General features: G+C 61.2%; 26 protein-coding genes. 23 read left to right on the top strand and 3 right to left on the bottom strand.

Going from position 1 to position 25,755, the window contains the following annotated elements; genetic code table 11:
• Positions 1-145 precede the first annotated feature (145 nt).
• A complete protein-coding gene (gene gyrA, locus NKJ12_RS24235) occupies positions 146-2,953 on the top strand; it encodes a DNA gyrase subunit A (protein WP_352705498.1) in 2,808 nt (935 codons plus the stop codon).
• A gap of 54 nt (positions 2,954-3,007) precedes the next feature.
• Here the strand turns inward: gyrA and NKJ12_RS24230 are convergent, their stop codons facing one another.
• A complete protein-coding gene (locus tag NKJ12_RS24230; RefSeq protein WP_352478968.1) occupies positions 3,008-3,160 on the bottom strand; it encodes a hypothetical protein in 153 nt (50 codons plus the stop codon).
• Positions 3,161-3,356: 196 nt separating this feature from the next.
• Here NKJ12_RS24230 and coaD point away from each other — a divergent pair, with 196 nt between their 5' ends.
• From coaD to tgt, 7 genes are all read left to right on the top strand, one after another.
• Complete coding sequence (coaD, locus tag NKJ12_RS24225; RefSeq protein ID WP_352507881.1) at positions 3,357-3,857, top strand: pantetheine-phosphate adenylyltransferase; 501 nt, start codon at positions 3,357-3,359, stop codon at positions 3,855-3,857.
• Positions 3,858-3,932: 75 nt separating this feature from the next.
• Positions 3,933-4,523 (top strand): peptidylprolyl isomerase, encoded by a 591-nt coding sequence (locus tag NKJ12_RS24220; RefSeq protein WP_254817364.1) that lies wholly within the window; start codon positions 3,933-3,935, stop codon positions 4,521-4,523.
• A gap of 28 nt (positions 4,524-4,551) precedes the next feature.
• A complete protein-coding gene (locus NKJ12_RS24215; RefSeq protein WP_254817363.1) occupies positions 4,552-5,064 on the top strand; it encodes a peptidylprolyl isomerase in 513 nt (170 codons plus the stop codon).
• On the top strand, positions 5,061-5,459 hold the full coding sequence (locus NKJ12_RS24210) for a hypothetical protein (RefSeq protein ID WP_254817362.1): 399 nt from the start codon (positions 5,061-5,063) through the stop codon (positions 5,457-5,459). The genes NKJ12_RS24215 and NKJ12_RS24210 overlap by 4 nt, the downstream gene beginning before the upstream one ends.
• 12 nt (positions 5,460-5,471) lie before the next feature.
• Positions 5,472-6,557: a tRNA preQ1(34) S-adenosylmethionine ribosyltransferase-isomerase QueA gene (gene queA, locus NKJ12_RS24205; protein WP_352705496.1), complete on the top strand. Its 1,086-nt coding sequence runs from the start codon at positions 5,472-5,474 to the stop codon at positions 6,555-6,557.
• Positions 6,547-6,816 carry a hypothetical protein gene (locus NKJ12_RS24200; protein WP_352705494.1) on the top strand — a complete coding sequence of 90 codons (270 nt, stop codon included), beginning with the start codon at positions 6,547-6,549 and terminating at the stop codon, positions 6,814-6,816. Before queA ends, NKJ12_RS24200 begins: the two co-directional genes overlap by 11 nt.
• A gap of 8 nt (positions 6,817-6,824) precedes the next feature.
• Positions 6,825-7,955, top strand: coding sequence for a tRNA guanosine(34) transglycosylase Tgt (tgt, locus tag NKJ12_RS24195; protein WP_352705492.1), 1,131 nt, complete (start codon positions 6,825-6,827; stop codon positions 7,953-7,955).
• 8 nt (positions 7,956-7,963) lie between these two features.
• Here tgt and NKJ12_RS24190 read toward each other — a convergent pair whose 3' ends face one another.
• A complete protein-coding gene (locus NKJ12_RS24190; protein ID WP_254817358.1) occupies positions 7,964-8,383 on the bottom strand; it encodes a DUF4864 domain-containing protein in 420 nt (139 codons plus the stop codon).
• 236 nt (positions 8,384-8,619) lie between these two features.
• On the opposite strand from NKJ12_RS24190, the gene NKJ12_RS24185 reads away from it, so the two are divergent.
• From NKJ12_RS24185 to glpK, 15 genes are all read left to right on the top strand, one after another.
• Complete coding sequence (locus NKJ12_RS24185) at positions 8,620-8,856, top strand: Lrp/AsnC ligand binding domain-containing protein (RefSeq protein WP_023674883.1); 237 nt, start codon at positions 8,620-8,622, stop codon at positions 8,854-8,856.
• Positions 8,857-9,028: 172 nt separating this feature from the next.
• A complete protein-coding gene (locus NKJ12_RS24180; RefSeq protein WP_352478961.1) occupies positions 9,029-10,441 on the top strand; it encodes a circularly permuted type 2 ATP-grasp protein in 1,413 nt (470 codons plus the stop codon).
• Positions 10,442-10,598: 157 nt separating this feature from the next.
• Positions 10,599-11,540: an alpha-E domain-containing protein gene (locus NKJ12_RS24175; RefSeq protein ID WP_023674885.1), complete on the top strand. Its 942-nt coding sequence runs from the start codon at positions 10,599-10,601 to the stop codon at positions 11,538-11,540.
• Positions 11,541-11,601: 61 nt separating this feature from the next.
• Positions 11,602-12,396, top strand: a complete 795-nt coding sequence (locus NKJ12_RS24170) for a transglutaminase family protein (RefSeq protein ID WP_352705490.1) — start codon at positions 11,602-11,604, stop codon at positions 12,394-12,396.
• A gap of 31 nt (positions 12,397-12,427) precedes the next feature.
• Entirely contained in the window at positions 12,428-13,159 is a 732-nt protein-coding gene (locus NKJ12_RS24165) for a proteasome-type protease (protein ID WP_254817354.1), read from the top strand.
• A gap of 58 nt (positions 13,160-13,217) precedes the next feature.
• On the top strand, positions 13,218-14,630 hold the full coding sequence (locus NKJ12_RS24160; protein WP_352705488.1) for a pyridoxal phosphate-dependent decarboxylase family protein: 1,413 nt from the start codon (positions 13,218-13,220) through the stop codon (positions 14,628-14,630).
• A gap of 110 nt (positions 14,631-14,740) precedes the next feature.
• Positions 14,741-15,508 carry a DeoR/GlpR family DNA-binding transcription regulator gene (locus tag NKJ12_RS24155; protein ID WP_352478957.1) on the top strand — a complete coding sequence of 256 codons (768 nt, stop codon included), beginning with the start codon at positions 14,741-14,743 and terminating at the stop codon, positions 15,506-15,508.
• A gap of 125 nt (positions 15,509-15,633) precedes the next feature.
• A complete protein-coding gene (glpD, locus tag NKJ12_RS24150; RefSeq protein ID WP_352645606.1) occupies positions 15,634-17,160 on the top strand; it encodes a glycerol-3-phosphate dehydrogenase in 1,527 nt (508 codons plus the stop codon).
• 39 nt (positions 17,161-17,199) lie between these two features.
• Positions 17,200-18,279 (top strand): ABC transporter ATP-binding protein, encoded by a 1,080-nt coding sequence (locus NKJ12_RS24145; protein WP_254817350.1) that lies wholly within the window; start codon positions 17,200-17,202, stop codon positions 18,277-18,279.
• 9 nt (positions 18,280-18,288) lie between these two features.
• Positions 18,289-19,356, top strand: a complete 1,068-nt coding sequence (locus tag NKJ12_RS24140; protein ID WP_352705486.1) for an ABC transporter ATP-binding protein — start codon at positions 18,289-18,291, stop codon at positions 19,354-19,356.
• A gap of 1 nt (position 19,357) precedes the next feature.
• Positions 19,358-20,224: a carbohydrate ABC transporter permease gene (locus tag NKJ12_RS24135; protein WP_023674893.1), complete on the top strand. Its 867-nt coding sequence runs from the start codon at positions 19,358-19,360 to the stop codon at positions 20,222-20,224.
• A gap of 1 nt (position 20,225) precedes the next feature.
• The gene (locus NKJ12_RS24130; RefSeq protein ID WP_352478954.1) at positions 20,226-21,140 is read left to right on the top strand and encodes a carbohydrate ABC transporter permease; all 915 of its coding nucleotides are present in this window, start codon (positions 20,226-20,228) and stop codon (positions 21,138-21,140) included.
• Positions 21,141-21,313: 173 nt separating this feature from the next.
• Positions 21,314-21,580: a DUF2160 domain-containing protein gene (locus tag NKJ12_RS24125; RefSeq protein ID WP_352705560.1), complete on the top strand. Its 267-nt coding sequence runs from the start codon at positions 21,314-21,316 to the stop codon at positions 21,578-21,580.
• 78 nt (positions 21,581-21,658) lie between these two features.
• Entirely contained in the window at positions 21,659-23,386 is a 1,728-nt protein-coding gene (locus NKJ12_RS24120) for an ABC transporter substrate-binding protein (RefSeq protein WP_352705484.1), read from the top strand.
• A 145-nt stretch (positions 23,387-23,531) separates the two neighbouring features.
• On the top strand, positions 23,532-25,025 hold the full coding sequence (glpK, locus tag NKJ12_RS24115; RefSeq protein ID WP_352705482.1) for a glycerol kinase GlpK: 1,494 nt from the start codon (positions 23,532-23,534) through the stop codon (positions 25,023-25,025).
• 75 nt (positions 25,026-25,100) lie between these two features.
• On the opposite strand, the gene NKJ12_RS24110 is transcribed toward glpK, so the two are convergent.
• Complete coding sequence (locus tag NKJ12_RS24110) at positions 25,101-25,580, bottom strand: BA14K family protein (protein ID WP_254817344.1); 480 nt, start codon at positions 25,578-25,580, stop codon at positions 25,101-25,103.
• Positions 25,581-25,755: the final 175 nt, after the last annotated feature.

The following is a 25,755-nucleotide window of genomic DNA, read 5'->3' as shown; positions in this document are numbered from 1 at the left end:
GGGTGCACGGCCATATCGTCGCAATTGGTTTATCCTTTTGAATTTGCCGCTAAAAACCACACTGGAAAACTGCCGCGATTGTTGGAGTTTCAGGCTGGCTTCCTATATAAGCACCAAGTGATTCCTGATTAGATTGTGATCCGATTTGACCGACCAAAAGACACCGCGCGGCGCCGACGGCGGCCCCACCGGCATCGAGCCGATATCCATCATCGAGGAGATGCAGCGCTCCTATCTCGATTACGCCATGAGCGTGATCGTCAGCCGCGCGCTGCCGGACGTGCGCGACGGCCTCAAGCCGGTGCATCGCCGCATCCTCTACGCCGCCTATGAGAGCGGCTATCACTGGAACCGCAAATATGTGAAATCGGCACGCCCGGTCGCCGACGTGATGGGTAAATACCATCCGCATGGCGACGCCTCGATCTACGACGCTTTGGTGCGCATGGCGCAGGATTGGTCGCTGCGCGTGCCGCTGATCGACGGGCAGGGCAATTTCGGCTCGATCGACGGCGATCCGCCGGCGGCGATGCGCTACACGGAATCGCGGCTGACCAAGGTCGCGCATGAGTTGCTGGAAGACATCGACAAGGACACCGTCGATTTCCAGGACACTTACGATGCGTCGGGCAGCGAACCGAAAGTCCTGCCGGCGCGCTTCCCGAACCTGTTGGTCAACGGCTCCGGCGGTATCGCCGTCGGCATGGCCACCAACATCCCGCCGCACAATCTGGGCGAGGTCTGCAACGGCGCCATTGCCCTCATCGACAATCCGGCGATCGACCTTCCGGCACTGATGGAGATCATTCCGGGGCCGGATTTCCCGACCGGCGGCATCGTGCTCGGCCGCTCCGGCATCTACAGCGCCTATTCGACCGGCCGCGGCTCCATCGTCATGCGCGGCCGCGTCAACGTCGAGGCGCGCGGCAACGATCGTGAATCGATCGTCATCACCGAGGTTCCCTATCAGGTGAACAAGGCGTCGATGATCGAGAAGATGGCCGAGCTGGTGCGCGACAAGCGCATCGAGGGCATTTCCGACATTCGCGACGAGAGCGACCGCCAGGGCTACCGCGTCGTCATCGAACTGAAGCGCGACGCGGTCGCCGATGTCATTCTCAACCAGCTTTACCGCTTCACCCCGCTGCAGACGTCCTTCGGCGCCAACATGGTGGCACTGAACGGCGGCAAGCCGGAATTGCTGACTCTGACCGATATGCTGAAGGCGTTCGTCGCCTTCCGTGAGGAGGTGATCAGCCGGCGCACGAAATTCCTGCTGCGCAAGGCGCGCGACCGCGCCCATGTGCTGGTCGGCCTTGCCATCGCTGTTGCCAATATCGATGAAGTCATCAAGCTGATCCGCAGCGCTCCGGACCCGCAGACGGCGCGCGAGCAGTTGATGGAGCGGCGCTGGCCTTCGGGCGACGTGGAATCACTGATTCTTCTGATCGACGACCCGCGCCATCGCATCAACGAGGACGGTACCTACAATCTCTCCGAGGAGCAGGCGCGCGCCATCCTCGAACTGCGCCTGCAGCGCCTGACCGCGCTCGGCCGCGACGAGATCGCCGACGAGCTGAACACGATCGGCGACGAGATCAAGGACTACCTGGACATCCTCTCGTCCCGCGCCCGCGTCCAGCAGATCGTCAAGGACGAGCTCATCGCCGTGCGCGACGAGTTCGGCACGCCGCGCCGCACCGAGCTCGCCGAGGGCGGGGCGGACATGGAAGACGAGGACCTGATCCAGCGCGAGGACATGGTCGTCACTGTCAGCCATTCCGGCTATATCAAGCGCGTGCCGCTGTCGCTCTACCGGGCGCAGCGCCGCGGCGGCAAGGGCCGCTCCGGCATGTCGACCAAGGAAGAGGATTTCGTCACCCGGCTGTTCGTCGCCAACACGCACACGCCGGTGCTGTTCTTCTCCTCGCGCGGCATCGTCTACAAGGAAAAGGTCTGGCGCCTGCCGATCGGCAACCCGCAATCGCGCGGCAAGGCGCTGATCAATATGCTGCCGCTCGAACAGGGCGAGCGCATCACCACGATCATGCCGCTGCCGGAGGACGAGACGAGTTGGGGCGAGCTCGACGTCATGTTTGCCACCACGCGCGGCACCGTGCGTCGCAACAAGCTGTCGGACTTCGTCCAGGTCAACCGCAACGGCAAGATCGCCATGAAGCTGGACGAGGAAGGCGACGAGATCCTCGGCGTCGAGACCTGCACCGACAATGACGACGTGCTTTTGACGGCAAGTTCCGGCCAGTGCATCCGCTTTCCGGTCAGCGACGTACGCGTCTTCCAGAGCCGCAATTCGGTCGGCGTGCGCGGCATTGCGATGGCCGATGGCGACCGGGTGATCTCGATGGCGGTGATCGAGCATGTCGATGCGCCGCCGGCGGAGCGTGCCGCCTATCTCAAGCGGGTGGTGGCCGAACGCCGGCTCGCTGCTGACATCGCGGCCGGCGAGGAGGAAGAAATCCAGCTCACCAATGAAGAGGTCGGCGAAGAGGCGGAGCTTTCGGACGAGCGCTACGAATTCCTCAAGGCACATGAGCAGTTCGTGCTGACGGTGACGGAATATGGCTACGGCAAGCGTTCGTCGTCGTACGATTTCCGCCTGACCGGTCGCGGCGGCAAGGGTATCCGCGCCACCGACGTGTCGAAAACGGCCGAAATCGGCCGCCTGGTGGCGACCTTCCCGGTCGGCAATGATGATCAGATCATGCTGGTTTCGGATGGCGGAACCGTCATCCGCGTCCCGGTCAACGGCATTCGTTTCGCCAGCCGCGCCACCAAGGGCGTTACGATCTTTAATACCGCAGAGGGCGAGAAGGTCGTTTCGGTGGAGCGGATTTCGGAGCCGCAGGCAGACGAAGAGATCGAAGAGAGTGTCGAGGCTGAAAGCGGCGCTGCTACCGAAGGTGGGGAGCCTGACAACAACAACGTCGAGTGAGTTGCCACGACGCCGCCAGCCCGATAGGTCGGTCCGGCGTTGTCAACAAACACTCTAGAAATGCCGATAAGGCCTACGGATGCCGAAGCCTTCGAACTGCTTGGTATTGGCCTTGGCGCGGACGCGCTGTGCTTCCTGATGCAACCCGAATACGGTAGCGATCAGCATGGCGACGGTCATTGCGGTGGCAAGCATGTAGATCAGCATGTGCGTGTTCTCCTGCGCCTAACAACGATCAGGTGGGTGTTTGGTTTCATCTTTTGCAGCTGCAACTTAGTGAACACTGCGTGAAGCCGTTGTGAGCGGCACATTCATCTGTCGTTCACGTCGGCCAAAAGGTTCATGGGGCGGGCCTGTCGATCGGATTTGCCTTTAGGGGAGAGGCTCGCTAGAAGCACCTGCCATGACCGAACGCATCGCCCTTTATGCCGGCTCTTTCGACCCGCTGACCAACGGGCATCTCGACGTGCTGAAGGCATCGCTGGCCGTGGCGGATACAATCTATGCAGCGATCGGCACCCATCCCGGCAAGAAGCCGTTGTTTTCCTTCGAGGAACGGGTTGGCCTGATCGAAACGGCCGCGAAGGCGGAATTCGGCAGCGACGGTGCGCGTATCAAAGTGGTCGCCTTCGACGGGCTGGTCATCGATGCGGCCAGGAAGCATGGCGCCTCGATCATGATCCGCGGCCTGCGCGACGGCACCGATCTTGACTATGAGATGCAGATGGCCGGCATGAACGAGACCATGGCGCCGGAGCTGCAGACGGTGTTCCTGCCCGCCAGCCCCTCGGTGCGCACCATTACCGCCACACTTGTGCGCCAGATAGCTTCGATGGGAGGCGACATCCGCCCCTTCGTGCCGGCGGCCGTGGCCGGCGCGCTCGCCGCCAAATTCGCGAAATAAATGCATGTCACCCAAAAGTGGAACCCGGCTTTGGGTAACGACATGCATGAACGAAGATATTCGGAGAAAGATCCCATGCAGCTGAAAAAGCTTGCCTTCTTGCTTGCCGTGTTTGCCGGTCTTGTGACCGCATCCGTGTCGGCCTTTGCCGCTGATCCGGAAAACACCATGATCGTAACGCTGAAGGACGGCGACGTGACCATCGCGCTGAGGCCCGACCTTGCGCCAAAACACGTCGCGCAGATCAAAAAGCTGGTGCGCCAGGGCGCCTACGACAACGTCGCCTTTCACCGCGTCATCGACGGCTTCATGGCGCAGACCGGCGACGTCAAGTTCGGCAACATGAAGAGCGGCTTCAATGCCGACGCTGTCGGCACCGGCGGCTCCGATCTTCCTGACCTGCCGGCCGAATTCTCCAGTACCGAGCACTACCAGCGCGGCGTGGTCGGCATGGCCCGCTCCGACGATCCGAATTCCGCCAATTCGCAATTCTTCATCATGTTCGCGCCGGCACCGCCGCTCGATGGCCAGTACACCATCGTTGGCAATGTCGTCAGCGGCATGGAGCTGGTGGACCACATCAAGAAAGGCGACGAGGCGCAGAACGGGACGGTGACCGATCCCGATCGCATGATCAAGGTGCGCATCGCCGCCGACGGCAAGTAAACCCAAGTTTCAAAAGGATATTTCTGACATGGCCGAAATCAAGGACCGCGAGAACGCGCTCATCATGGACACGACCAAGGGCAAGGTCGTCATCGAATTGTTTCCAGATCTGGCGCCCGGCCATGTCGGCCGTATCAAGGAGTTGGCACGCGAAGGCGCCTATGACGGCGTGGTCTTCCACCGCGTCATCGACGGCTTCATGGCGCAGACCGGCGACGTGAAGTTCGGCAATTCCAACAAGCCGTCTTTCGCGCCGTCGCGCGCCGGCACTGGCGGTTCCGACAAGCCCGATCTGAAGGCCGAGTTCTCCAACGCCAACCATGGCCGCGGCACCTGTTCGATGGCGCGCTCGCAAAACCCGAACTCGGCCAATTCGCAGTTCTTCATCTGCTTCGACGACGCCGCCTTCCTCAACCGCCAGTACACTGTATGGGGCCAGGTCATCGAAGGCATGGACAATGTCGACAAGATCAAGCGCGGCGAACCGGTGCAGGACCCCGACAAGATCGTATCGCTCAAGGTTGCGGCCGACGTGAAATGACCAGCCGGGCTGTCGCGGCCATCGCACTTGTGCTCGTCGCGGCGGCCACTCCGGCGCTGGCGACGGAATCGATCGTTTGCAGCGCCGACGGCGGCGCGGCATCGATTGATGTTTTGATGGGACACACGGCCGTCATTGCGGTGGCGCGGGTGTGGCTGGATGCCGGCGGCAAGACATGGACCACGGACGGCCAGCCAGGCTCAACGAAAGTCATCGTTGGACAGGCATTCGAAGACGACGAGCGCATGCTGATCGATCTCACTGATGAGGGCCTCAGCTCGATCGTCGCCAAATTGCGGCTGGTCAAGGCCAGCGAGCAGTCCAGTTTCGCAATGGGCGGCACGTTGAGCATTGACGGCGTCGGTGCCTGGGCGGTGACCTGCCCGGAACCTTGAGGCGGGGTTTTCTTGCGCGTCGACCTTTTCGACTTCGATCTGCCGGAAGAACGCATCGCGCTTCGCCCAGCCGAGCCGCGCGACAGCGCCAGGATGCTGGTGGTCAGGCCGGGTGAGGGGCTCGAAGACCGGACGGTGCGCGACCTGCCGGCCCTGCTCAAGGCTGGTGATGTGCTGGTCTTCAACGACACCAAGGTCATTCCGGCGCAGCTGAAAGGCATCAGGCGGCGCGGCGAAGCAGCAGCGCAGGTCGAAGCCACGCTGCATATGCGGATGGCGCCCGACCGGTGGCTAGCCTTCATGCGTCCGGGCAAGCGCATCGCCGCCGGCGATCGCATCCATTTCGGTCATGACGCCAATTCCTGCTTTCTCGGCCAGCTCGACGCGACAGCGATCGAGAAGGGAGAAGGTGGCGAGGTGCTGCTCGGCTTCGACCTGTCAGGTCCGTTCCTCGACGAGGCGCTGCACGCTGTCGGCCACATTCCGCTGCCGCCCTACATCGCCTCCAAGCGTGACGACGACGAACGCGACCGCAGCGATTACCAGACCATTTATGCCAAGGAGGAGGGCGCCGTGGCCGCGCCGACGGCAGGGCTGCATTTCACGCCGGAGCTGTTTGCGACGCTCGACGCCAAGGGCATAGAGCGCCGTTTCGTCACGCTGCATGTCGGCGCCGGCACGTTCCTGCCGGTGAAGGCGGACGACACCGCCGACCACAAGATGCACGCCGAAACCGGTTCGGTCAGCCCGGAAACCGCCGAGGCGCTGAATGCGGCGAAAGCAAAAGGAGGGCGCATTATCGCCGTCGGCACGACATCGCTGCGCTTGTTGGAGAGCGCGGCTGGCGAGGACGGCAGGCTGGCCGCATGGTCAGGCCCGACAGACATCTTCATCACGCCCGGCTATCGCTTCAAGACCGCAGACATGCTGATGACCAATTTCCATCTGCCGCGTTCGACGCTGTTCATGCTGGTTTCGGCCTTCTGCGGTTTGCAGACGATGCGCGCGGCCTATGCGCATGCGATCGAGAACCGCTACAGGTTTTATTCCTATGGAGACGCAAGTCTTCTGTTCAGGGAGGATACCGATGGACGATGACCTGGAAACCTTCGACCAGGAAGCCTTGATCGCCGAGGTCAGGAAACTGCGCGCCGGCATCCGCCAACACCGCGACGCCACCGGCCATGATCTGTGCTGGCACCATCCCGACCTCTGGTCGCTTTTGCCCGAAAAGACCGAGCCGGCGATTGCCGTGCCGCCGTGGCCGAAATTCATGCGCGGCTGCATCCGCTACCGGCAATCACTCGACAAGCAGGCCCCGGACGCGCCGGTATTCGACAAGGAGTTCGATGGCTAGGGAATTCAATGACTGACGCATTCACCTTCAAGGTGCTGGCGACCGACGGCAGGGCGCGGCGTGGTGCAATCACCATGCCGCGCGGGGAAATCCGCACGCCTGCCTTCATGCCGGTCGGTACCGGCGGCACGGTGAAGGCCATGTATATGGATCAGGTGCGCGGCGTCGGCTCGGACATTATCCTCGGCAACACCTACCACCTGATGCTGAGACCCGGCGCCGAGCGCGTGGCGCGGCTCGGCGGCCTGCATGAATTCGCCCGGTGGCCGCATCCAATCCTGACCGACAGCGGCGGCTTCCAGGTGATGTCGCTGTCGAAGCTGCGGAAACTGACCGAGAACGGCGTTACCTTCCGTTCGCATATCGACGGCGGCGCCTACGAGATGTCGCCGGAGCGTTCGATAGAGATCCAGGGGCTGCTCGATTCCGACATCCAGATGCAGCTCGACGAATGCACGGCGCTGCCGGCCAAACAGAACGAGATCGAGCGTGCCATGGAGTTGTCGTTGCGCTGGGCCGAGCGTTGCAAGACGGCATTCGGCGAGCAGCCCGGCAAGGCGATGTTCGGCATTGTGCAAGGCGGCGACGTGCCGGATCTGCGGCTGCGCTCGGCGCAGGCGCTGAAGGCAATGGAGCTGAAGGGCTACGCGATCGGCGGGCTGGCTGTCGGCGAGCCGCAAGCGGTGATGCTGGAGATGCTCGACATCACTTGCCCGGAGCTGCCGGCTGACCGGCCGCGCTACCTGATGGGCGTCGGCACCCCGGACGACATCTTGAAGTCGGTGGCGCGCGGCATCGACATGTTCGACTGCGTGATGCCGACGCGGGCAGGGCGCCACGGCCTTGCCTACACACGGCGCGGCAAGGTCAATCTGCGCAACGCCCGCCATGCCGACGATCCGCGTCCGCTCGATGAGGAAAGCGACTGCCCGGCCGCACGCGATTATTCGCGGGCCTATTTGCACCATCTGGTGCGCTCGCAAGAGGCGCTTGGGGCGATGCTCCTGACCTGGAACAATCTGTCCTATTACCAGCAGCTGATGCGCGACATTCGTGAAGCGATCGAGGCTGGCAGGTTGGAAGCACGCTCAGCTGAGATTTCCGAAAGCTGGAGGCGGGGCGATCTCCCAGTGAGGTGATCGAAGGCTCAAGTGCTGAGCGACGTGGACGCGCGCAGGCTGCAGCCGGTGATCCGAAAGCTGCCGTCAGGCTGTAGTTCGAGCGTGTAGACCGCCTCGTAGTCCTTGCCATCCGGGCCGACGATCAGCACTTGCTGGATGATCGAGGTCGGGCTCGTCTCGCGAACCTTGCCGAAGGAGTAGGTCTGCGGCTGGCGCACCGGCGGATAGCCGTTGGTCACCATGTTCATGAAGGTATCGACGGTCGGAAACATGCGCTTCACATTCGGTGCGGCAAAGCTGTAGGCCGTCATTCCGTCATTGGCGATGAAGGCCCTCAACTGAGCATCGATGACCGTCTGCGCCGCTTTGACTTCGGCGTCGCCAGCAAAGGCCTGGGATGCGAAAATGAATGGAACGACTGCGAATGCGAAAAACGCGCGGCGCATGGCCTGTCTCCGTTGTCCCCGAGAAATCGCTGCCTGAAGATACATGATACCATACGCTTTGCCGTGCTTCAGGGTTTCAGCCGAGCGTAAACATTCGGCGTGGCAGTCCGTGTCCGAGCCGAAAAAGCATTGTCGAGGCGAGACAGCCTGAGCGATTGGCGATGCTTGAAAGCCGGGCGGCAGTCTGCCACAAGGGCCGCTCGATTAGAGCGTGCGATGTTGGACAGGACCAGGCAATGAAGGCATTTTTCGTGCAGATAAAGTGCGATCTGGGCAAGGCCTACGACGTTGCCAGCGCCCTGGCCGATGCCGAGATTGCTTCGGAAATCTACTCGACAGCCGGCAACTACGACCTGCTCGCCAAATTCTATGTCGACGATGAGGAAGACATCGGCCACTTCGTCAACGAGAAAGTGCAGATTCTCCCGGGCATCAAGGATACGTTTACGGTCGTCACCTTTCGCGCGTTTTGATCTCCATCCGACATTTGCCCGGACACCAGGCAAAGCCTGATCAAGGCCCTATTGGTGCTGCCTTAATTTTAGGCAACCGCGATATACTGATCGCCGGCGCCCGCCAAATCGCCGATTGCGCTTGATTTTCTCCAGCGAGGCCAGTGAAATGGCGTCACAGGGGAGTATGCGATTGGCAGCGTTCGACGAAATGCTTCCGGAAGTTTCCGGGCTGAGAAAACCGTATTCGGCTTACGATCGCTGGCTGAAGGAACAGGACCCGGCCAGACTTACCGAGAAGATGCAGGACGCCGAACGCGTCTTTCGCAAGACAGGCATCACTTTCGCCGTCTACGGCGAGCAGGAAGCATCGGAGCGGCTGATACCCTTCGACATCGTTCCGCGCATCATTTCGGGCAATGAATGGCGACGGCTAACGCAAGGCATCGAGCAGCGCGTCCAGGCGCTGAACGCCTTTCTCGACGACATCTACCATCGCCAGGAGATCTTGCGCGCCGGCCGGGTGCCGAAGGAGTTGATCGCCAGGAACGAGGCGTTCCTGCCCGAGATGATCGGGGTGCGGCCGCCGGCCGGCGTCTATACCCACATCATCGGCGTCGACATCGTACGCATTAGCGAGAACGAGTTCTACGTACTGGAGGACAATGCGCGCACGCCGTCCGGCGTCTCCTACATGCTGGAGAACCGCGAGACGATGATGCAGCTGTTTCCCGAGTTGTTCCAGCAGATCAAGGTGCGGCCGGTGGAGAATTACCCGCAGCTCCTGCGCCAGTCGCTGGCGGCGGTACGGCCGCAAAGCACCAAGGGCACGCCGACGATTGCCGTGCTGACGCCGGGCAGCTTCAACTCAGCTTATTTCGAACATGCTTTCCTTGCCGACCAGATGGGCGTGCAGCTCGTCGAAGGGCAGGATCTGCGCGTCGTCGATGGCCATGTCGCGATGCGCACGACCGAGGGCTACAAGCAGATCGACGTGCTATACCGGCGTGTCGACGACTCGTTCCTCGATCCGCTGACCTTCCGCCCCGACTCGGCACTTGGCGTGCCGGGCATTATGGACGTCTACCGCGCCGGCAACATCACGATCGCCAATGCGCCGGGAACCGGCATCGCTGACGATAAGGCGATCTATTCGTACATGCCCGAGATCGTCGAATTCTACACCGGCCGCAAGGCGATGCTCGGCAACATCCCGACCTGGCGCTGCTCGGAGCCGGACAGCCTGAAATACGTGCTCGAGCACATTGATGAACTGGTCATCAAGGAGGTCCACGGGTCCGGCGGTTACGGCATGCTGGTCGGTCCGGCGGCGACCAAGAAGGAATGCGAGGATTTTTCGAAAAAGCTCGCGGCAAAACCATCGAACTACATTGCTCAGCCGACGCTGGCGCTGTCGACCTGTCCGATCCTGACGGACAAGGGGCTGGCGCCGCGCCATGTCGATCTGCGCCCCTATGTGCTGGTTTCCGACCGTATCCAGATCGTGCCCGGCGGGCTGACCCGAGTAGCGCTCAAGGAAGGCTCGCTGGTCGTCAATTCCTCGCAAGGCGGGGGCACAAAGGATACGTGGGTGTTGGATGATTAGAGTGGAAGTAGTGAATAGTGAATAGTGAATAGATAAGGATATATGTTGTTGATGTTGGTGAAATGCCCTGAAGTGAAGCACGCGGCATCGTGGCCTAAAGTCTGGATAGTCACCATTCACCGTCCACCATCCACCATTCGCCACAGGACCGCCTGACATGCTTCTCGGTCGCACCGCCAACGGGCTCTATTGGATGAACCGCTATATCGAGCGGGCGGAAAACATGGCGCGGCTGGTGGACGCCGGCTTGCGCATGGCGCTAACCCGTACTCAGAACGCTTCGGAGGAGTGGAATTCGGTGCTGCTCAGCGCCGGTTCGGACGCCAGCTTCACGCAGAAATATTCCGACTACACCGCCGCCAATGTCGCCGACTATCTGCTGCGCGACACATCGAACCCGTCGAGCACGATGTCGTCTATCGAAACGGCCCGTAACAATGCTCGCATGGTGCGTACCGCGTTGACGCGTGAAACCTGGGAAAGCATCAACGAAGCCTGGATGTCGCTGAAGCGGATGCTAGCCAAGCCGATCGACGAGCGCGACCTGCCCAACGCGCTCGACGCAATCAAACGCGAGACGGCGCTGATCCGCGGCTCGTTCTACGGCACGATGCTGCGCAATGAGATTTTCGATTTTTCGCAGCTCGGCACTTATGTCGAACGCGCCGACAACACTGCCCGCATCCTGGACGTGAAGTACTACGTGCTGTTACCGTCGATTTCCTGGGTCGGCTCGACGCTCGACAACTACCAGTGGGAATCGATCCTCCGCTCGGTATCGGCGCACCGCTCCTACCGCTGGGTCTATGACGCCGATTACAAGCCGAGCAACATCGCCGACTATCTGATCCTCAATGTCCGCATGCCGCGCTCGCTGACCTTTTGCTACCGCTTCCTGACGGAGCATCTCAAATTCCTGGGTGACGACTATGGTGAGCGCCACGCCTGCCATGCGACGGCTGCCAAGACCCAGGCCATGCTTACGGCCGGCTCGATCAAGGATATTTTCGACGCTGGCCTGCATGAATTCCTGGCCAATTTCATCCGCGACAACACCAGACTCGGCGACGAGATCGCGCAGGATTACAGGTTCTATTGAGCATGACCCCAAAAAGCGGAGACCGGTTTTCGGAAAAGCTCATGCTCCAGGGACGAGTGCGATGCGGCTGAAGATCACCCACCGGACCGAATACCGCTACGATGCGCCGGTGCATTATTTGTTGCAGCGTTTGCGGCTGCTCCCGGTGAACGGGCGCACCCAGACGGTACTGTCCTGGGCGCTGAAGATCGAAGGCGCACGCGAGGAAGTGCGCTTCACCGACCATTTCGGCAATGATACCCGGCTGTTGAGCGTCGAGGGTGAGCGCGACTTCATCACCGTTGAAGCAGCCGGCGAAGTGGTGACGCGCGACACCGCCGGCGTCTGCGGGCCGCACCAGGGTTTCGTGCCGCTCTGGCTGTTCGGCCACGAAACGCCGCTGACGACGATCGGCAGCGGCATTCGCGAGCTTGCTGCCTCGGCCGGCAAGGGCACCGACATCGAAAGGCTGCACCGGTTGATGGCGATGATCGGCGAGCGCGTCGCTTATACGCCGGGCACCACCAACGCGACGACGCCGGCCGAAGAGGCCCTGGCGCTCAAGACCGGCGTTTGCCAGGACCACAGCCACATCTTCGTTGCGGCGGCGCGCGCCATGGATTTTCCCGCGCGCTATGTCAGTGGCTATCTGATGATGAATGCAGCGATCGAGCAGGCGGCAAGCCACGCCTGGGCCGAGGCGCATGTCTCGGGCCTCGGCTGGGTCGCCTTCGACGTCGCCAACGGCATTTCTCCCGACGAGCGTTATGTAAAGGTGGCGACTGGCCGCGATTATCGCGACGCCACACCGGTATCGGGAATTCGGCTGGGACAGGCGGAAGAACAGCTTGCCGTCACCGTCACCGTGGAGCAGTAATCTCCGCCAAGATTGTTGCCAAAGAGATTCGATGACCTATTGCGTCGGGCTGAAGATCGATCGCGGGCTCGTGTTCATGTCGGACACGCGCACCAACGCCGGCATGGATTCGATCTCGACCTTCAGGAAGATGCATGTCTGGGAAGAGCCGGGCGAGCGCGTCATCGTTTTGATGTCGGCCGGCAATCTGGCGACGACGCAGGCCGTAGTCAGCCTGCTCGACGAACGCACCAAGGCAGTGGCGGAGCGCCGTGCCACGCTGCTCGAAACGCCTTCCATGTACCAGACAGTGCGGCTGGTCGGAGACACCGTCAAGGAGGTCATCGCCAGTTCGTCGCCGGCGGGCGAAAAGGCGGATTCCTATTTCAACGCCTCCTTCATCCTCGGCGGTCAGATCAAGGGCAGCGCGCCGCGCCTGTTCATGATCTATCCGGAAGGCAATTTCATCGAATCCACCGACGACACGCCGTTCTTCCAGATAGGTGAGACCAAATACGGCAAGCCGATCATCATCCGCGCTTATGAAAGGACGATGAGTTTCGCCGAGACGGTGAAGTTGCTGCTTGTGTCGTTCGACTCGACGCTGAAGTCGAACCTGTCGGTCGGCCTGCCGCTCGACCTGCTGTTCTATGAAAAGGACACCTTCAAGGTTGGCCTCAAAAAGCGAATAACCCAGGATGATCAATATTATCGCACGATCTCGGATAGCTGGTCGAACGCGCTGAAGACTGCCTTTGCCAGCTTGCCTGATTTTCCCGAATGAAAACCTTCGTTTTTCGTGCTCTTTGATGGCGGCTCGACGAGGCGCTACGGAGGCGAAGATGAATAGCAACGAATTCCGCGAATGGTCGCTGCGAGCGGCCGAATGGGGCGCCGACTACAGAGACAGCCTTCGCGAAAGACCGGTGCGGCCGTTTGTCGAGCCGGGCGAAATCTTCAAAAGCATCGATGTTGCGCCGCCGGAAAACGGCGAAACGATGCAGGCAATCTTCGCCGATTTCGAGCAAAAGATTCTGCCGGGCATGACGCACTGGCAGCATCCGCGTTTCTTCGCCTATTTCCCGGCCAATGCGGCACCGGCCTCGGTCGTGGCCGAGTATCTGGTTTCCGCCATGGCCGCGCAATGCATGCTTTGGCAGACCTCGCCGGCGGCAACCGAACTCGAGACGCGTGTCGTCGACTGGATGCGGCAGGCGCTTGGTCTGCCGGAGGGATTTTCCGGCGTCATGCAGGATTCGGCTTCATCGGCGACGCTTGCCGCCGTGCTGACCATTCGCGAGCGCGCGCTCGACTGGCAAGGTAACAAGAACGGCTTGCAAGGCCAGCCGGTCGTGCGAGTCTATTCTTCCGGCCAAGTCCATACTTCCATCGACCGGGCGATCTGGGTGTCGGGCATCGGCGAGGCGAACCTCGTGCGCATTCCGGTCGCCGGACGCTTCCGCGCCATGCAGACGGCGGCTCTGGAAGCAGCGATCGTCACCGACCGCGAAAACGGCATGCTGCCGGCGGGGATCATCGCCAGCGTCGGTGGCACAAGTACCGGCGGCACCGACGATGTGGCGGCTGTTGCCGCGGTAGCTAAGCGGCACGGGCTCTACCTGCATGTCGATGCCGCATGGGCTGGCTCCGCCATGATCTGCCCCGAGTTCCGGCATTTCTGGGCAGGCGCCGAACATGCGGATTCCATTGTCTTCAACCCGCATAAATGGCTGGGCGCACAGTTCGATTGCTCGATGCAGTTCATCCGTCAGCCGGAAGACCTCGTGCGCACGCTGGCGATCAAGCCCGAATTCCTCAAGACGCATGGCCGCGACGGAGTCATCAACTACTCCGAATGGTCGGTGCCGCTTGGCCGGAGGTTCCGCGCGCTGAAACTTTGGTTCCTGCTGCGTGCACATGGCTTGGAAAATCTGCGGACCATGGTCCGCAACCATGTCGCCTGGAGCGAGAGCCTCGCCGCAAGGCTGGCAAAGGAACCGGATTTCGAGATCGTCACGGAGCCGATGCTGTCGCTGTTCTCGTTCCGGCATCTCGCGGCTGCGGGCGCCGACTCTGACGAGCACAATTTGCGGTTGGTCAGCGCGATCAACGATGACGGCCGCATCTATCTGACGCAAACCCGGGTGGACGGGAAGGTGGCGATCCGCTTTCAGGTCGGACAATTCGAAACGACTGCGGCGGATGTCGATACTGCTTTCGAGGTCATTACTGAAATTGCGCGTGGCCTGGGTTGACCGGCATCATCGAGGTTGCGCCGGGGCTCTTCTTGCAGTCACCTGATCTTCCTGTTCATGGCTTTCGTTTTCCGTTATAGACAAGTAAAACGAAAACGAGAGGTTGCTAGATGTATCTGTCGCCGCGTCATTCCGAAATCATCCAGATGGCCAAGGACCATGGCCGCGTACTGGTCGAGGAGTTGGCGACGCATTTCAACGTGACGCCGCAGACGATCCGCAAGGATCTCAACGATCTCTGCGACCAGCGGCTTTTGTCTCGCATTCATGGCGGGGCATTGTTCCCGTCCGGCATCGAGAACATGGAGTATGAGGCTCGGCGCAAGATCGCCGCCGAGGAGAAGGAGGCGATCGGCCGCGCAGCAGCCCGGCTGATCCCCGACAACGCGTCTCTTTTCATCAATATCGGGACAACGACGGAAGCTGTCAGCAAGTCGCTGCTCGATCACAGCGGCTTGATGGTCATCACCAATAACATCAATGTTGCCAATAGGATGCGCGTTTATCCTTCGATCGAGGTGGTGATCGCCGGCGGTGTCGTACGCGGTTCCGACGGCGGTGTGGTCGGCGAGGCAGCGGTCGATTTCATCCGGCAGTTCAAGGTCGATTTTGCGGTGATCGGCGCCTCGGCCATCGATCATGACGGCGCACTGCTCGACTTTGATTTTCGCGAGGTGAAGGTCGCTCAGGCGATCATCGCCAACGCGCGGCATGTGATCCTCGTGTCGGACCAGACCAAATTCGAGCGCACCGCGCCCGTCCGCATCGGCCATCTGTCGCAGGTAAACACCTTTATCACCGATCGTTGCGACATCCCATCGGTGCGTAGGATCTGCCAGGAGGCAGAAGTTCAGCTGATCGAAACGTCGCTCTCCTAGAGATGCCGTTGCGGCATCTGTCGCCAATGATATTTCGTTTGACATTCGTTATCATTTCGAAATAATCCCCGTACGGTTTCGCAAGAACCCAAAAATGCCGCAATGCGAAATCGAGGGAGGACTCTTTGGGCGCATCACCGATCCATGACATTTTCGTCATCGGTGGCGGCATCAATGGCTGCGGTATCGCCCGCGATGCCGTTGGGCGGGGGTTTTCGGTATTTCTTGCCGAGATGAACGATCTGGCCAGCGGAACCTCTTCCGGTTCGACCAAACTGATCCATGGCGGCTTGCGCTATCTCGAATTCTACGAGTTTCGCCTGGTGCGCGAAGCGCTGATGGAACGCGAGGTCCTGTGGAGGAACGCGCCGCATATCATCTGGCCGATGCGCTTCGTGCTGCCATACGCCAAGGGGCTGCGTCCGGCCTGGCTGATCCGGCTCGGGCTTTTCCTCTACGACCATATTGGCGGGCGCAAATTGCTTCCGCCGACGAAAACGCTGGACATGGCCAAGGATCCCGCCGGCAAACCGCTGAAGCCGCTGTTTCGAAAGGCGTTCGAATATTCGGACGGTTGGGTCAACGATGCCCGGCTGGTTGTGTTGAACGCCCGCGACGCTGCCGAGCGCGGCGCAACCATTCGAACCCGAACAAAGGTCGTCAGCGCACGCCGCGAAGGCAATCTCTGGACGGTCAGGCTTGAAAACGTGCGGACCGGCGATACCGAGGAGGTCAAGGCGCGGCTGCTGGTCAATGCCGCCGGCCCGTGGGTCGATCAGGTGCTGTCGGCCACCGTCGGCTTGAACGACGTGCACAATGTCCGCCTCGTGCAAGGCAGCCACATCGTCGTTGGCAAGAAATTCGACGACCCACGCGCCTATTTCTTTCAGAACAAGGACGGGCGCATCATTTTCGCCATCCCCTATGAAGACGAGTTCACGCTCATCGGCACCACCGACCGGGACTATCCCGGCGATCCGCACGACGTCAGGATCAGTGATGCCGAGATCGACTATCTCTGCGCTGCGGCAAGCGAATATTTCGCGCAGCCGGTCAAGCCGTCGGATATCGTTTGGACCTATTCCGCGGTGCGCCCGCTCTACGACGATGGCGCCTCAAAGGCGCAGGAAGCCACCCGCGACTATGTGCTGAAGGCCGATGGAGGCGAGGGTGCCGCCCCGATCGTCAATGCCTTTGGCGGCAAGATCACCACCTACCGCCGATTGTCGGAATCGATGCTGGAGAAGATCGAGGGTTTTCTCGGCAAGCGCGGTAAGCCATGGACGGCAAACGCGCCGCTGCCCGGCGGTGACTTTCCCGTCACCGGCTTCGATACCGAGGTGGCGAAACTGAAAACGGCGTACCCGTTCCTCGACGCCCGGCTGGCCCGCCGGTTGACCCGGCTCTACGGCACCCGCGCAAGGAAGCTGCTAGGCCTCGCCAAGTCGAACGTCGATCTTGGCCGCAACTTCGGCGCCGATCTGTACGAAGCCGAAGTGCGCTACCTCGCCGAAAACGAATGGGCGATGACTGCCGAGGATGTATTGTGGCGCCGGACCAAGCGCGGCCTGCGTCTCAGCCGTGAGCAGGCCGCAGTGCTCGACGAGTTCATGCGCGGAATAAGCCGGCAGCACGTGGCGGCTGCCGAATAGGGACGGCCGACTGATGCAGAAAGCCTGGGAGGAGGCATCATGCTTGAACTGAGAAACGTGACGAAGACGGTGGGTGCGGCGGAACATATCCGCGATGTCTCGCTGACGCTTCAGCACGGCTCGCTCAACGTCCTGCTCGGGCCGACGCTCTCCGGCAAGACCAGCCTGATGCGGTTGATGGCGGGCCTCGACGTACCGACCTCGGGCTCGGTCTGGTTCGATGGCAAGGATGTCACCGGCATGCCGGTGCAAAAGCGCAACGTCGCCATGGTCTACCAGCAATTCATCAATTATCCGGCGATGACGGTCTACGAAAACATCGCCTCACCGCTGCGGGTAGCTGGCACGGATCAGGCAACCATCGACAGGGAGGTGCGCAATGCCGCCGCCCTTCTCAAGCTCACGCCCTATCTCGACCGGACGCCTCTCAGTCTGTCGGGCGGCCAGCAGCAGCGCACCGCGCTGGCCCGCGCCATCGTCAAGAATGCCAGCCTCGTGCTGCTCGACGAGCCGCTCGCCAATCTCGACTACAAGCTGCGTGAAGAATTACGCGCGGAACTGCCGAAAGTCTTCGCGGCCGCCGGCACAATCTTTGTTTATGCCACGACCGAGCCGCACGAGGCCTTGCTGCTCGGCGGCAACACGGCAACGCTTTCCGAGGGCAGCATCACCCAGTTCGGGCCGACCATCGAAGTGTTCCGCAAACCGGTCGATCTGGTGACGGCGAGGACCTTCGCCGATCCGCCGCTCAACACCATTGTGCTTGCCAAGAAGGGCCTGGATTTCCTGCTCGAGGGCGGTGTGAAATTGCCAGTGCCGGCCGAACTCTTCGGCATTGCCGATGCGATCTATACGATCGGCTTCCAGCCGCATCATCTGTCCCTCGATCGGCCCAACGCCGCCGCAGTGCCGGTGCGCGCAAAGGTGACGATCACTGAGATCACCGGATCGGAAAGCTTCATCCATCTCGATTTTGCCGATGCGCGCTGGGTCATGCTGACCCACGGCATTCGCGACTTCGAGCCGGACGAGGAGGTCGAGGTGTTTATCGACCCGCGCCACATCATGGTCTTCGACGAGCACGGCCGCGCCGTGGCCGCGCCGAAGCTGGCGGCTTAGGAGGAAGCGATGGCGCGCATCGATGTCAATCATATCCGCCACTCCTATCTGCAGAACCCGCGCACGGATGCCGATTTCGCGTTGAAGGAAGTGCACCACACCTTCGAGGATGGCGGCGCTTATGCGCTGCTCGGCCCGTCCGGCTGCGGCAAGACTACGTTGCTCAACATCATTTCGGGATTGCTGCATCCCTCGCACGGCCAGTTGCTGTTCAACAGCAGGAACGTGACCAATCTGTCGACCCAAGAGCGCAACATCGCCCAGGTCTTCCAGTTCCCGGTGATCTACGACACGATGACGGTCTACGACAATCTGGCGTTCCCGCTGCGCAATCGCGGCGTGCCGGAAGCCGACGTCGACCGTAAGGTGCGCGAAACGCTGGAGATGATCGGGCTGGCCGATATGGCCAAACGAAAGGCGCGCGGACTGACCGCTGACCAGAAGCAGAAAATTTCGCTCGGACGCGGGCTGGTGCGCTCCGACGTAAATGCCATCCTGTTCGACGAGCCTTTGACCGTCATCGACCCGCATATGAAATGGATGCTGCGCTCCCAGTTGAAGCAGCTTCACCGCCGCTTCGGCTACACCATGGTCTATGTCACGCACGACCAGACCGAGGCCTTGACCTTCGCCGACAGGGTGGTCGTCATGTATGACGGCGAAATCGTGCAGATCGGCACACCGGCAGAACTGTTTGAGCGCCCGCGCCACACCTTTGTTGGCTATTTCATCGGCTCGCCCGGCATGAACGTCATGCCGGTGGCGATCGACGGCAAGACTGCGCGGCTGGGCTCGCAGCAGATCGAACTGCCGGGCGTGCCTAAGGCCGGTGGCGGCGCCATCGAGCTCGGCATCCGTCCCGAATATGTGCGCCTGGGCAGCCAGGGCATGGCCGTCCGGATCAGCAAGGTCGAGGACGTCGGCCGCCACAAGGTGGTCCGTGCCAATCTCGAAGGGCGCGAGATCGCCGCCGTCATCGGCGAGGACGAGACGGTTCCGGCTGATCCGAAGGTGCGGTTCGACCCAGCCGGTATCAACATCTATGCCGATTCCTGGCGCGTCGAGATGGGGGCCTGAAGTGGAAAAGACCTGGAACAATAGAGCCTGGTTCCTGGTGCTGCCGGTGCTGCTGCTGGTGGCGTTCTCGGCGGTCATACCACTGATGACGGTCGTCAATTATTCGGTGCAGGACACTTTCGGCAATAACGTCTTCTTCTGGGCCGGCACGGAATGGTTCGAGGAACTGCTTTCCTCGAGCCGCTTCTGGCAGGCGATGATCCGCAACCTTGTCTTCTCCTTTATCATCCTCGCGATCGAAGTGCCGCTCGGCATCTTCATTGCGCTCAATATGCCGAAGAAGGGTTGGGGCGTGCCTGTGTGCCTTGTTTTGATGGCGTTGCCGCTGCTGATCCCGTGGAACGTCGTCGGCACCATCTGGCAGGTGTTCGGGCGCAACGACATTGGCCTGCTCGGCTATTACGTCAACGCGCTCGGCATCGACTATAATTATGTGCAAGACCCATATGACGCCTGGGTCACGGTCATCATCATGGACGTCTGGCATTGGACAAGCCTCGTCGTCCTGCTCTGCTATGCCGGCCTGGTCTCGATCCCGGATGCCTTTTATCAGGCAGCCAAGATCGACGGTGCCTCGCGCTGGGCGGTGTTCCGCTACATCCAACTGCCGAAGATGAACCGCGTGCTGCTGATCGCCGTGCTGCTGCGCTTCATGGATAGCTTCATGATCTACACGGAGCCGTTCGTGGTCACCGGTGGCGGCCCCGGCAACTCGACGACCTTTCTTTCGATTGATCTCGTCAAGACCGCGCTCGGCCAGTTCGACCTCGGCCCGGCGGCGGCGATGTCGCTGGTCTACTTCCTTATCGTCCTGCTGTTGTCGTGGGTGTTCTACACCGTGATGACCAATTACGACGCGGAGCGTTGAGATGAGCCGCACCGAAGAGAGAGCCGATAGGGTGAGCGAGACGACAGCTTCGGAAGGGCTCGCCAGCACGCTGCGACAGGACGAGATCGCACGGCTGATGCGCCGTCGCGGCGAGGAGTCGCGCTGGTGGTGGATCGTGCCGACGCTCTACATCGTCGTTCTGCTTTTGCCGATCTACTGGCTCATCAATATGAGCTTCAAGACCAATGGCGAGATCGTCTCGTCGCTGACTCTCTACCCGCACGCGCCGACATTGGCGAATTACCGCACCATCTTCACCGACGCGTCCTGGTATTCGGGCTACATCAACTCGATCACCTATGTGGTTATGAACATGGTGATTTCGGTGGCTGCGGCACTGCCTGCTGCCTATGCTTTTTCGCGCTATCGCTTCCTCGGCGACAAGCATCTGTTCTTCTGGCTGCTGACCAACCGCATGGCGCCGCCGGCGGTGTTCGCGCTGCCATTCTTCCAGCTTTATTCGGCCTTCGGCCTTATCGACACCCATATCGCCGTGGCTCTGGCGCATTGCCTGTTCAACGTGCCGCTGGCGGTGTGGATCCTCGAAGGCTTCATGTCGGGCGTGCCCAAGGAGATCGACGAGACCGCCTATATCGACGGCTATTCGTTCCCGCGCTTCTTCATCAAGATCTTCATGCCGCTGATTGCGAGCGGCATCGGCGTGGCGTGCTTCTTCTGCTTCATGTTCTCGTGGGTGGAGCTCTTGATCGCCCGTACGCTGACGACCACGGATGCCAAGCCGATCGCCGCGACCATGACCCGCACCGTTTCGGCCGCCGGTATGGATTGGGGGCTGCTCGCCGCCGCCGGCGTGCTGACGCTGATTCCGGGCGCGCTCGTCATCTGGTTTGTGCGCAACTACATCGCCAAGGGCTTTGCCCTGGGGAGGGTATGATGGAGCAGGTCGACAGAAGCCCATGGTGGTGGGCCGTGCTGTTTCTTGCCCTGGTCGTCGTGGCCTGGGTGGCACTTCAAATCGATTTCGTGGCGATAACGGTGGGCTTCAGCGACCCGGCCAATATCCGCCTGTGGGGATTTAACCTCTCGTCCAACCTCGATTTTTCGTGGATGGCCTGGACGTGGCCGACCGCGGCCTTCTTTGGAACCATCTTTCTGCTGCTTTGCGGCATGGCGGTGTGGGAATACGTCTCGCGGGGCGGCAATCCGCGCGTCGGCGTGCTGCGCTTCGAAACGACGCGTGGCGACCGCCTGTTCCTGTCGCTGCTTGGCAGCGCCTTTATCCATCTCGCTTGGCTGGGTCTAGTCGGACCCAATCTGTGGTGGGCTCTCGCTCTCTCCGTGGTCTTCGCCGTCGGCGTGTTCCGCTACGTATAGAGGGGGAAACTGTTGGAACGGCGGCGTGCCGGCCGCCGATCCAGATCGCACTTTGAACTTTAACAGTGGAGGAAATACATGCGACGGCAATTCTTGACATCAACAACTGCGCTTGTCCTGTTGCTAGGGGCAAGCAATGCCTATGCCGGAATGGACGAGGCCAAGGCCTTCCTGGACAAGGAAATTGGCGACCTCTCGACGCTCGACCGCGCCGGCCAGGAAGCCGAAATGCAATGGTTCATCGATGCCGCGAAACCTTTCGCCGGCATGGATATCAAGGTGGTCTCCGAAACCATCGCCACGCATCAGTATGAATCGCAGGTGCTGGCGCCAGCCTTTACGGCCATCACCGGCATCAAGGTCACGCATGACGTCATCCAGGAAGGCGACGTCGTCGAGAAGATCCAGACCCAGATGCAGACCGGCCAGAACCTCTATGACGGCTGGGTCAACGATTCCGATCTGATCGGCACGCACTGGCGCTACCAGCAGGTGCGCAACCTGACCGACTGGATGGCAGGCGACGGCAAGGATGTCACCAACCCGAATCTCGACCTGAAGGATTTCATCGGCACCTCGTTCACCACCGCGCCCGACAAGAAGCTCTACCAGCTTCCCGACCAGCAGTTCGCGAACCTCTACTGGTTCCGTTACGACTGGTTCAATGACGAGAAGAACAAGGCGGACTTCAAGGCCAAATACGGCTACGACCTCGGCGTGCCGGTGAACTGGTCGGCCTATGAGGACATTGCAGCGTTCTTCACCGGGCGTGAGATCGACGGCAAGAAGGTCTACGGCCATATGGACTATGGCAAGAAGGACCCGTCGCTCGGCTGGCGGTTCACCGACGCATGGCTGTCGATGGCCGGCAATGGCGACAAGGGCATTCCGAACGGTCTGCCCGTCGACGAATGGGGCATCAAGGTCGACGAGAATTCGCGACCGGTCGGTTCCTGCACGGCGCGCGGCGGCGACACCAATGGTCCGGCTTCCGTCTATGCCATCCAGAAGTACCTCGATTGGCTGAAGGCCTATGCACCGGCGGAAGCCCAGGGCATGACCTTCTCCGAGTCAGGGCCGGTGCCGGCGCAGGGCGCGGTTGCCCAGCAGATCTTCTGGTATACCGCCTTCACCGCCAGCATGGTCGACGCCAGCGCCAAGGCGGTGCTGAACGACGACGGCACGCCGAAGTGGCGCATGGCGCCGTCGCCGCATGGCGTCTATTGGAAGGACGGTATGAAGCTCGGCTATCAGGACGTCGGTTCCTGGACGCTGATGAAGTCGACGCCGACCGACCGCGCCAAGGCCGCCTGGCTCTACGCGCAGTTCGTCACCTCGAAGACGGTCGACGTGAAGAAGAGCCATGTCGGCCTGACCTTCATCCGCGAGAGCACGATCCACGACAAGAGCTTCACCGAACGTGCGCCAAAGCTCGGCGGCTTGATCGAGTTCTACCGCTCGCCGGCACGCGTCCAGTGGTCCCCGACCGGCACCAACGTGCCGGATTATCCGAAGCTGGCACAGCTCTGGTGGCAGGCGATCGGCGATGCTTCGTCGGGCGCCAAGAGCGCGCAAGAAGCGATGGACTCGCTCTGTGCCGAGCAGGAAAAGGTGATGAGCCGCATCGAGAAGTCGGGCGTCCAGGGCGATATCGGCCCGAAGATGGCCGAAGAGCATGACCTCGCCTACTGGAACGCCGATGCGGTCAAGAAGGGCAATCTCGCTCCTCAGCTCAAGATCGAGAACGAGAAGGAAAAACCGGTCACCATCAACTATGACGAGCTGGTGAAGAGCTGGCAGCAATAGGGCTGTTTGATGCGGGCGTTCGCGCCCGCATCGCCATACTCAGGGGAGGCGGCATGTTGCCGTCTCCCCTGTTTGCGTGAACGGCTCCGCGCCATCGGGCGCCGAGACATCGCAGCATCTTGAATTCGCTTCGACGGGAGAGAGAATGACCGGATACATCCTTGCAATCGACCAGGGAACGACATCGAGCCGGGCGATCCTGTTCGACGACAAGATGAAGGTCGTCGGCAGCGGGCAAAAGGAATTCACCCAGTATTATCCGGCCTCCGGCTGGGTCGAGCATGATCCCGAGGAAATCTGGTCAAGCGTCGTGGAAACGGTGAGGGCCGCGCTGAAGACAGCCGGCCGCAACGCAGCGGACGTCGCCGCGATCGGTATCACCAACCAGCGCGAAACCGTCGTCATCTGGGACAAGGAGACCGGCGAGCCGATCCACAACGCGATTGTCTGGCAGGACCGCCGCACCGCGCCGTTATGCCAGAAACTGAAGAAGCTGGGGCTGGAGAAGAAATTCACGAAAAAGACCGGCCTGCTGCTCGATCCCTATTTCTCCGGCACCAAGATTGCTTGGATGCTGGACAAGGTGAAGGGCGCCAGAAAACGCGCCGAGAAGGGCGAACTGCTGGCCGGCACCATCGACAGTTTTCTGATTTGGCGCCTGACTGGCGGCAAGGTCCACGCCACTGACGCCACCAATGCCTCGCGCACGCTGGTCTACAACATCGAACAAAACGCCTGGGATGACGAGTTGCTGGCCATTCTTGGTATACCTGCAAGAATGATGCCGCAGGTGAAAGACTGTGCCGATGATTTTGGAATCACCGACAAAAGTCTGTTCGGCACAGAGATCAGAATCCTCGGTGTGGCCGGCGACCAGCATGCGGCGGCGATCGGCCAGGCCTGTTTCGAGCCAGGCATGATGAAATCGACCTACGGCACCGGTTGCTTCGCGCTGCTCAACACCGGCAGCGATCTGGTGCGTTCGAAGAACCGGCTTTTGACCACCATCGCCTACAGGCTGAGCGGCAAGACCACCTATGCACTGGAGGGCTCGATCTTTATCGCCGGCGCCGCCGTGCAGTGGCTGCGGGACGGCATCAAGGTGATCGGCAAGGCCGAGCAGAGCGGCAAATTGGCGGCGGAGGCCGATCCGACGCAGAACGTCTATCTGGTGCCGGCTTTCGTCGGGCTCGGCGCACCGCACTGGGATGCCGAGGCGCGGGGCGCCATCTTCGGGCTGACCCGCAATTCGGGGCCGGCGGAATTTGCCCGCGCGGCGCTGGAATCCGTTGCGTTCCAAACGCGCGATCTGCTCGACGCTATGCGCAAGGACTGGAAGGGCGCTTCGGCCAAGACTGTGCTCAGGGTCGATGGCGGCATGGTGGCGTCGGACTGGACCATGCAGCGGCTGGCCGACATTCTCGATGCGCCGGTCGACCGGCCGACAATTCTCGAGACGACCGCGCTTGGTGCGGCATGGCTGGCCGGCTCGAAGGCCGGTGTCTGGCCGAAGGCGCGGGAATTCGCCAGGAGTTGGGCGCTCGAGCGCCGGTTCAAGCCGGAGATGGATGCTTCGACACGTGCCGCCAAGCTGGCAGGTTGGCGCCACGCTGTGCGCAGGACGCTAAGCGTGCAATAAGCAGGGATGGCACCGGCTTCGCACCCATGAAACCCGCGCCGTTGCGGGCGCGGGCTTACAGTCTCTAATCACGACTCAGTAAGGCGACCGGCACTGCCGGCGCGGACCGTAATTGGGCTGGTAGGTGTTGTCAGAGGCACGATAGCTCCGATAATGGTCATAGCACCACTGCACATGGGCATCGCCGCGATAGACACGATTCTGGTTGTTGATGATAGCGCCGGTAATCAGCGCACCGGTGGCGAAAGCGGCCAGCGGGAACCAGTAGTCGCCATGGCGGCGATAGCCGCGACGATATTCGCGATAGCCGCGATGGCCACGCCAATACATGCCGTCGTCACGCGCAAAACTGCGCCGGGAGAAATCGCGACGCGAGAAATCGCGATTGAAATTCCGGTGCCTCCGCCACGGCTCGTACTGGACGGTCTGGACATTCGAGGTGAGCCCTTGGGCAGGGGGCGCATAGCTGGGCTGAGCGTTGACTGGCACGATCTCCGCGGCAGCGAATGAGATCGAAAGGGTGGTCGCCAGCAGGCCCGACATGATCCTATTCATGATCTTCTCCTTGAAACGCGTGTCCCTTGTCGCGGAAAAACGGGCAGGCTGCGCAAATTGTTCCGCTAAGAATCCCAAGTTGCTGATCTGCAAAGGTTCTCTCGATTCGCTGCTTGCGCTTGTCTCGCCAAGCGCGAGCTTCGGACTTGCGCGAGACGGAGGCAATTCCGTCAAC

It is taken from the genome of Mesorhizobium sp. M0195 (assembly GCF_040322115.1).
Lineage (GTDB): Bacteria > Pseudomonadota > Alphaproteobacteria > Rhizobiales > Rhizobiaceae > Mesorhizobium.
Note: the sequence above shows the minus strand (reverse complement) of the source record. Positions and strands in the feature narration are given on the sequence as shown.

Bases quoted from the DNA above. Each gene is read 5' to 3' on its own strand.
- tgt (WP_352705492.1), top strand. From the start codon at position 6,825: ATGACTGACGCATTCACCTTCAAGGTGCTGGCGACCGACGGCAGGGCG.
- NKJ12_RS24165 (WP_254817354.1), top strand. From the start codon at position 12,428: ATGACCTATTGCGTCGGGCTGAAGATCGATCGCGGGCTCGTGTTCATG.
- NKJ12_RS24200 (WP_352705494.1), top strand. From the start codon at position 6,547: ATGGACGATGACCTGGAAACCTTCGACCAGGAAGCCTTGATCGCCGAG.
- NKJ12_RS24145 (WP_254817350.1), top strand. From the start codon at position 17,200: ATGCTTGAACTGAGAAACGTGACGAAGACGGTGGGTGCGGCGGAACAT.
- NKJ12_RS24230 (WP_352478968.1), bottom strand. From the start codon at position 3,160: ATGCTGATCTACATGCTTGCCACCGCAATGACCGTCGCCATGCTGATC.
- coaD (WP_352507881.1), top strand. From the start codon at position 3,357: ATGACCGAACGCATCGCCCTTTATGCCGGCTCTTTCGACCCGCTGACC.
- NKJ12_RS24190 (WP_254817358.1), bottom strand. From the start codon at position 8,383: ATGCGCCGCGCGTTTTTCGCATTCGCAGTCGTTCCATTCATTTTCGCA.
- NKJ12_RS24210 (WP_254817362.1), top strand. From the start codon at position 5,061: ATGACCAGCCGGGCTGTCGCGGCCATCGCACTTGTGCTCGTCGCGGCG.
- NKJ12_RS24155 (WP_352478957.1), top strand. From the start codon at position 14,741: ATGTATCTGTCGCCGCGTCATTCCGAAATCATCCAGATGGCCAAGGAC.
- NKJ12_RS24160 (WP_352705488.1), top strand. From the start codon at position 13,218: ATGAATAGCAACGAATTCCGCGAATGGTCGCTGCGAGCGGCCGAATGG.
- NKJ12_RS24140 (WP_352705486.1), top strand. From the start codon at position 18,289: ATGGCGCGCATCGATGTCAATCATATCCGCCACTCCTATCTGCAGAAC.
- glpK (WP_352705482.1), top strand. From the start codon at position 23,532: ATGACCGGATACATCCTTGCAATCGACCAGGGAACGACATCGAGCCGG.
- NKJ12_RS24120 (WP_352705484.1), top strand. From the start codon at position 21,659: ATGCGACGGCAATTCTTGACATCAACAACTGCGCTTGTCCTGTTGCTA.
- NKJ12_RS24170 (WP_352705490.1), top strand. From the start codon at position 11,602: ATGCGGCTGAAGATCACCCACCGGACCGAATACCGCTACGATGCGCCG.
- NKJ12_RS24185 (WP_023674883.1), top strand. From the start codon at position 8,620: ATGAAGGCATTTTTCGTGCAGATAAAGTGCGATCTGGGCAAGGCCTAC.
- NKJ12_RS24220 (WP_254817364.1), top strand. From the start codon at position 3,933: ATGCAGCTGAAAAAGCTTGCCTTCTTGCTTGCCGTGTTTGCCGGTCTT.
- NKJ12_RS24215 (WP_254817363.1), top strand. From the start codon at position 4,552: ATGGCCGAAATCAAGGACCGCGAGAACGCGCTCATCATGGACACGACC.
- NKJ12_RS24110 (WP_254817344.1), bottom strand. From the start codon at position 25,580: ATGAATAGGATCATGTCGGGCCTGCTGGCGACCACCCTTTCGATCTCA.
- NKJ12_RS24175 (WP_023674885.1), top strand. From the start codon at position 10,599: ATGCTTCTCGGTCGCACCGCCAACGGGCTCTATTGGATGAACCGCTAT.
- NKJ12_RS24125 (WP_352705560.1), top strand. From the start codon at position 21,314: ATGGCCTGGACGTGGCCGACCGCGGCCTTCTTTGGAACCATCTTTCTG.
- NKJ12_RS24130 (WP_352478954.1), top strand. From the start codon at position 20,226: ATGAGCCGCACCGAAGAGAGAGCCGATAGGGTGAGCGAGACGACAGCT.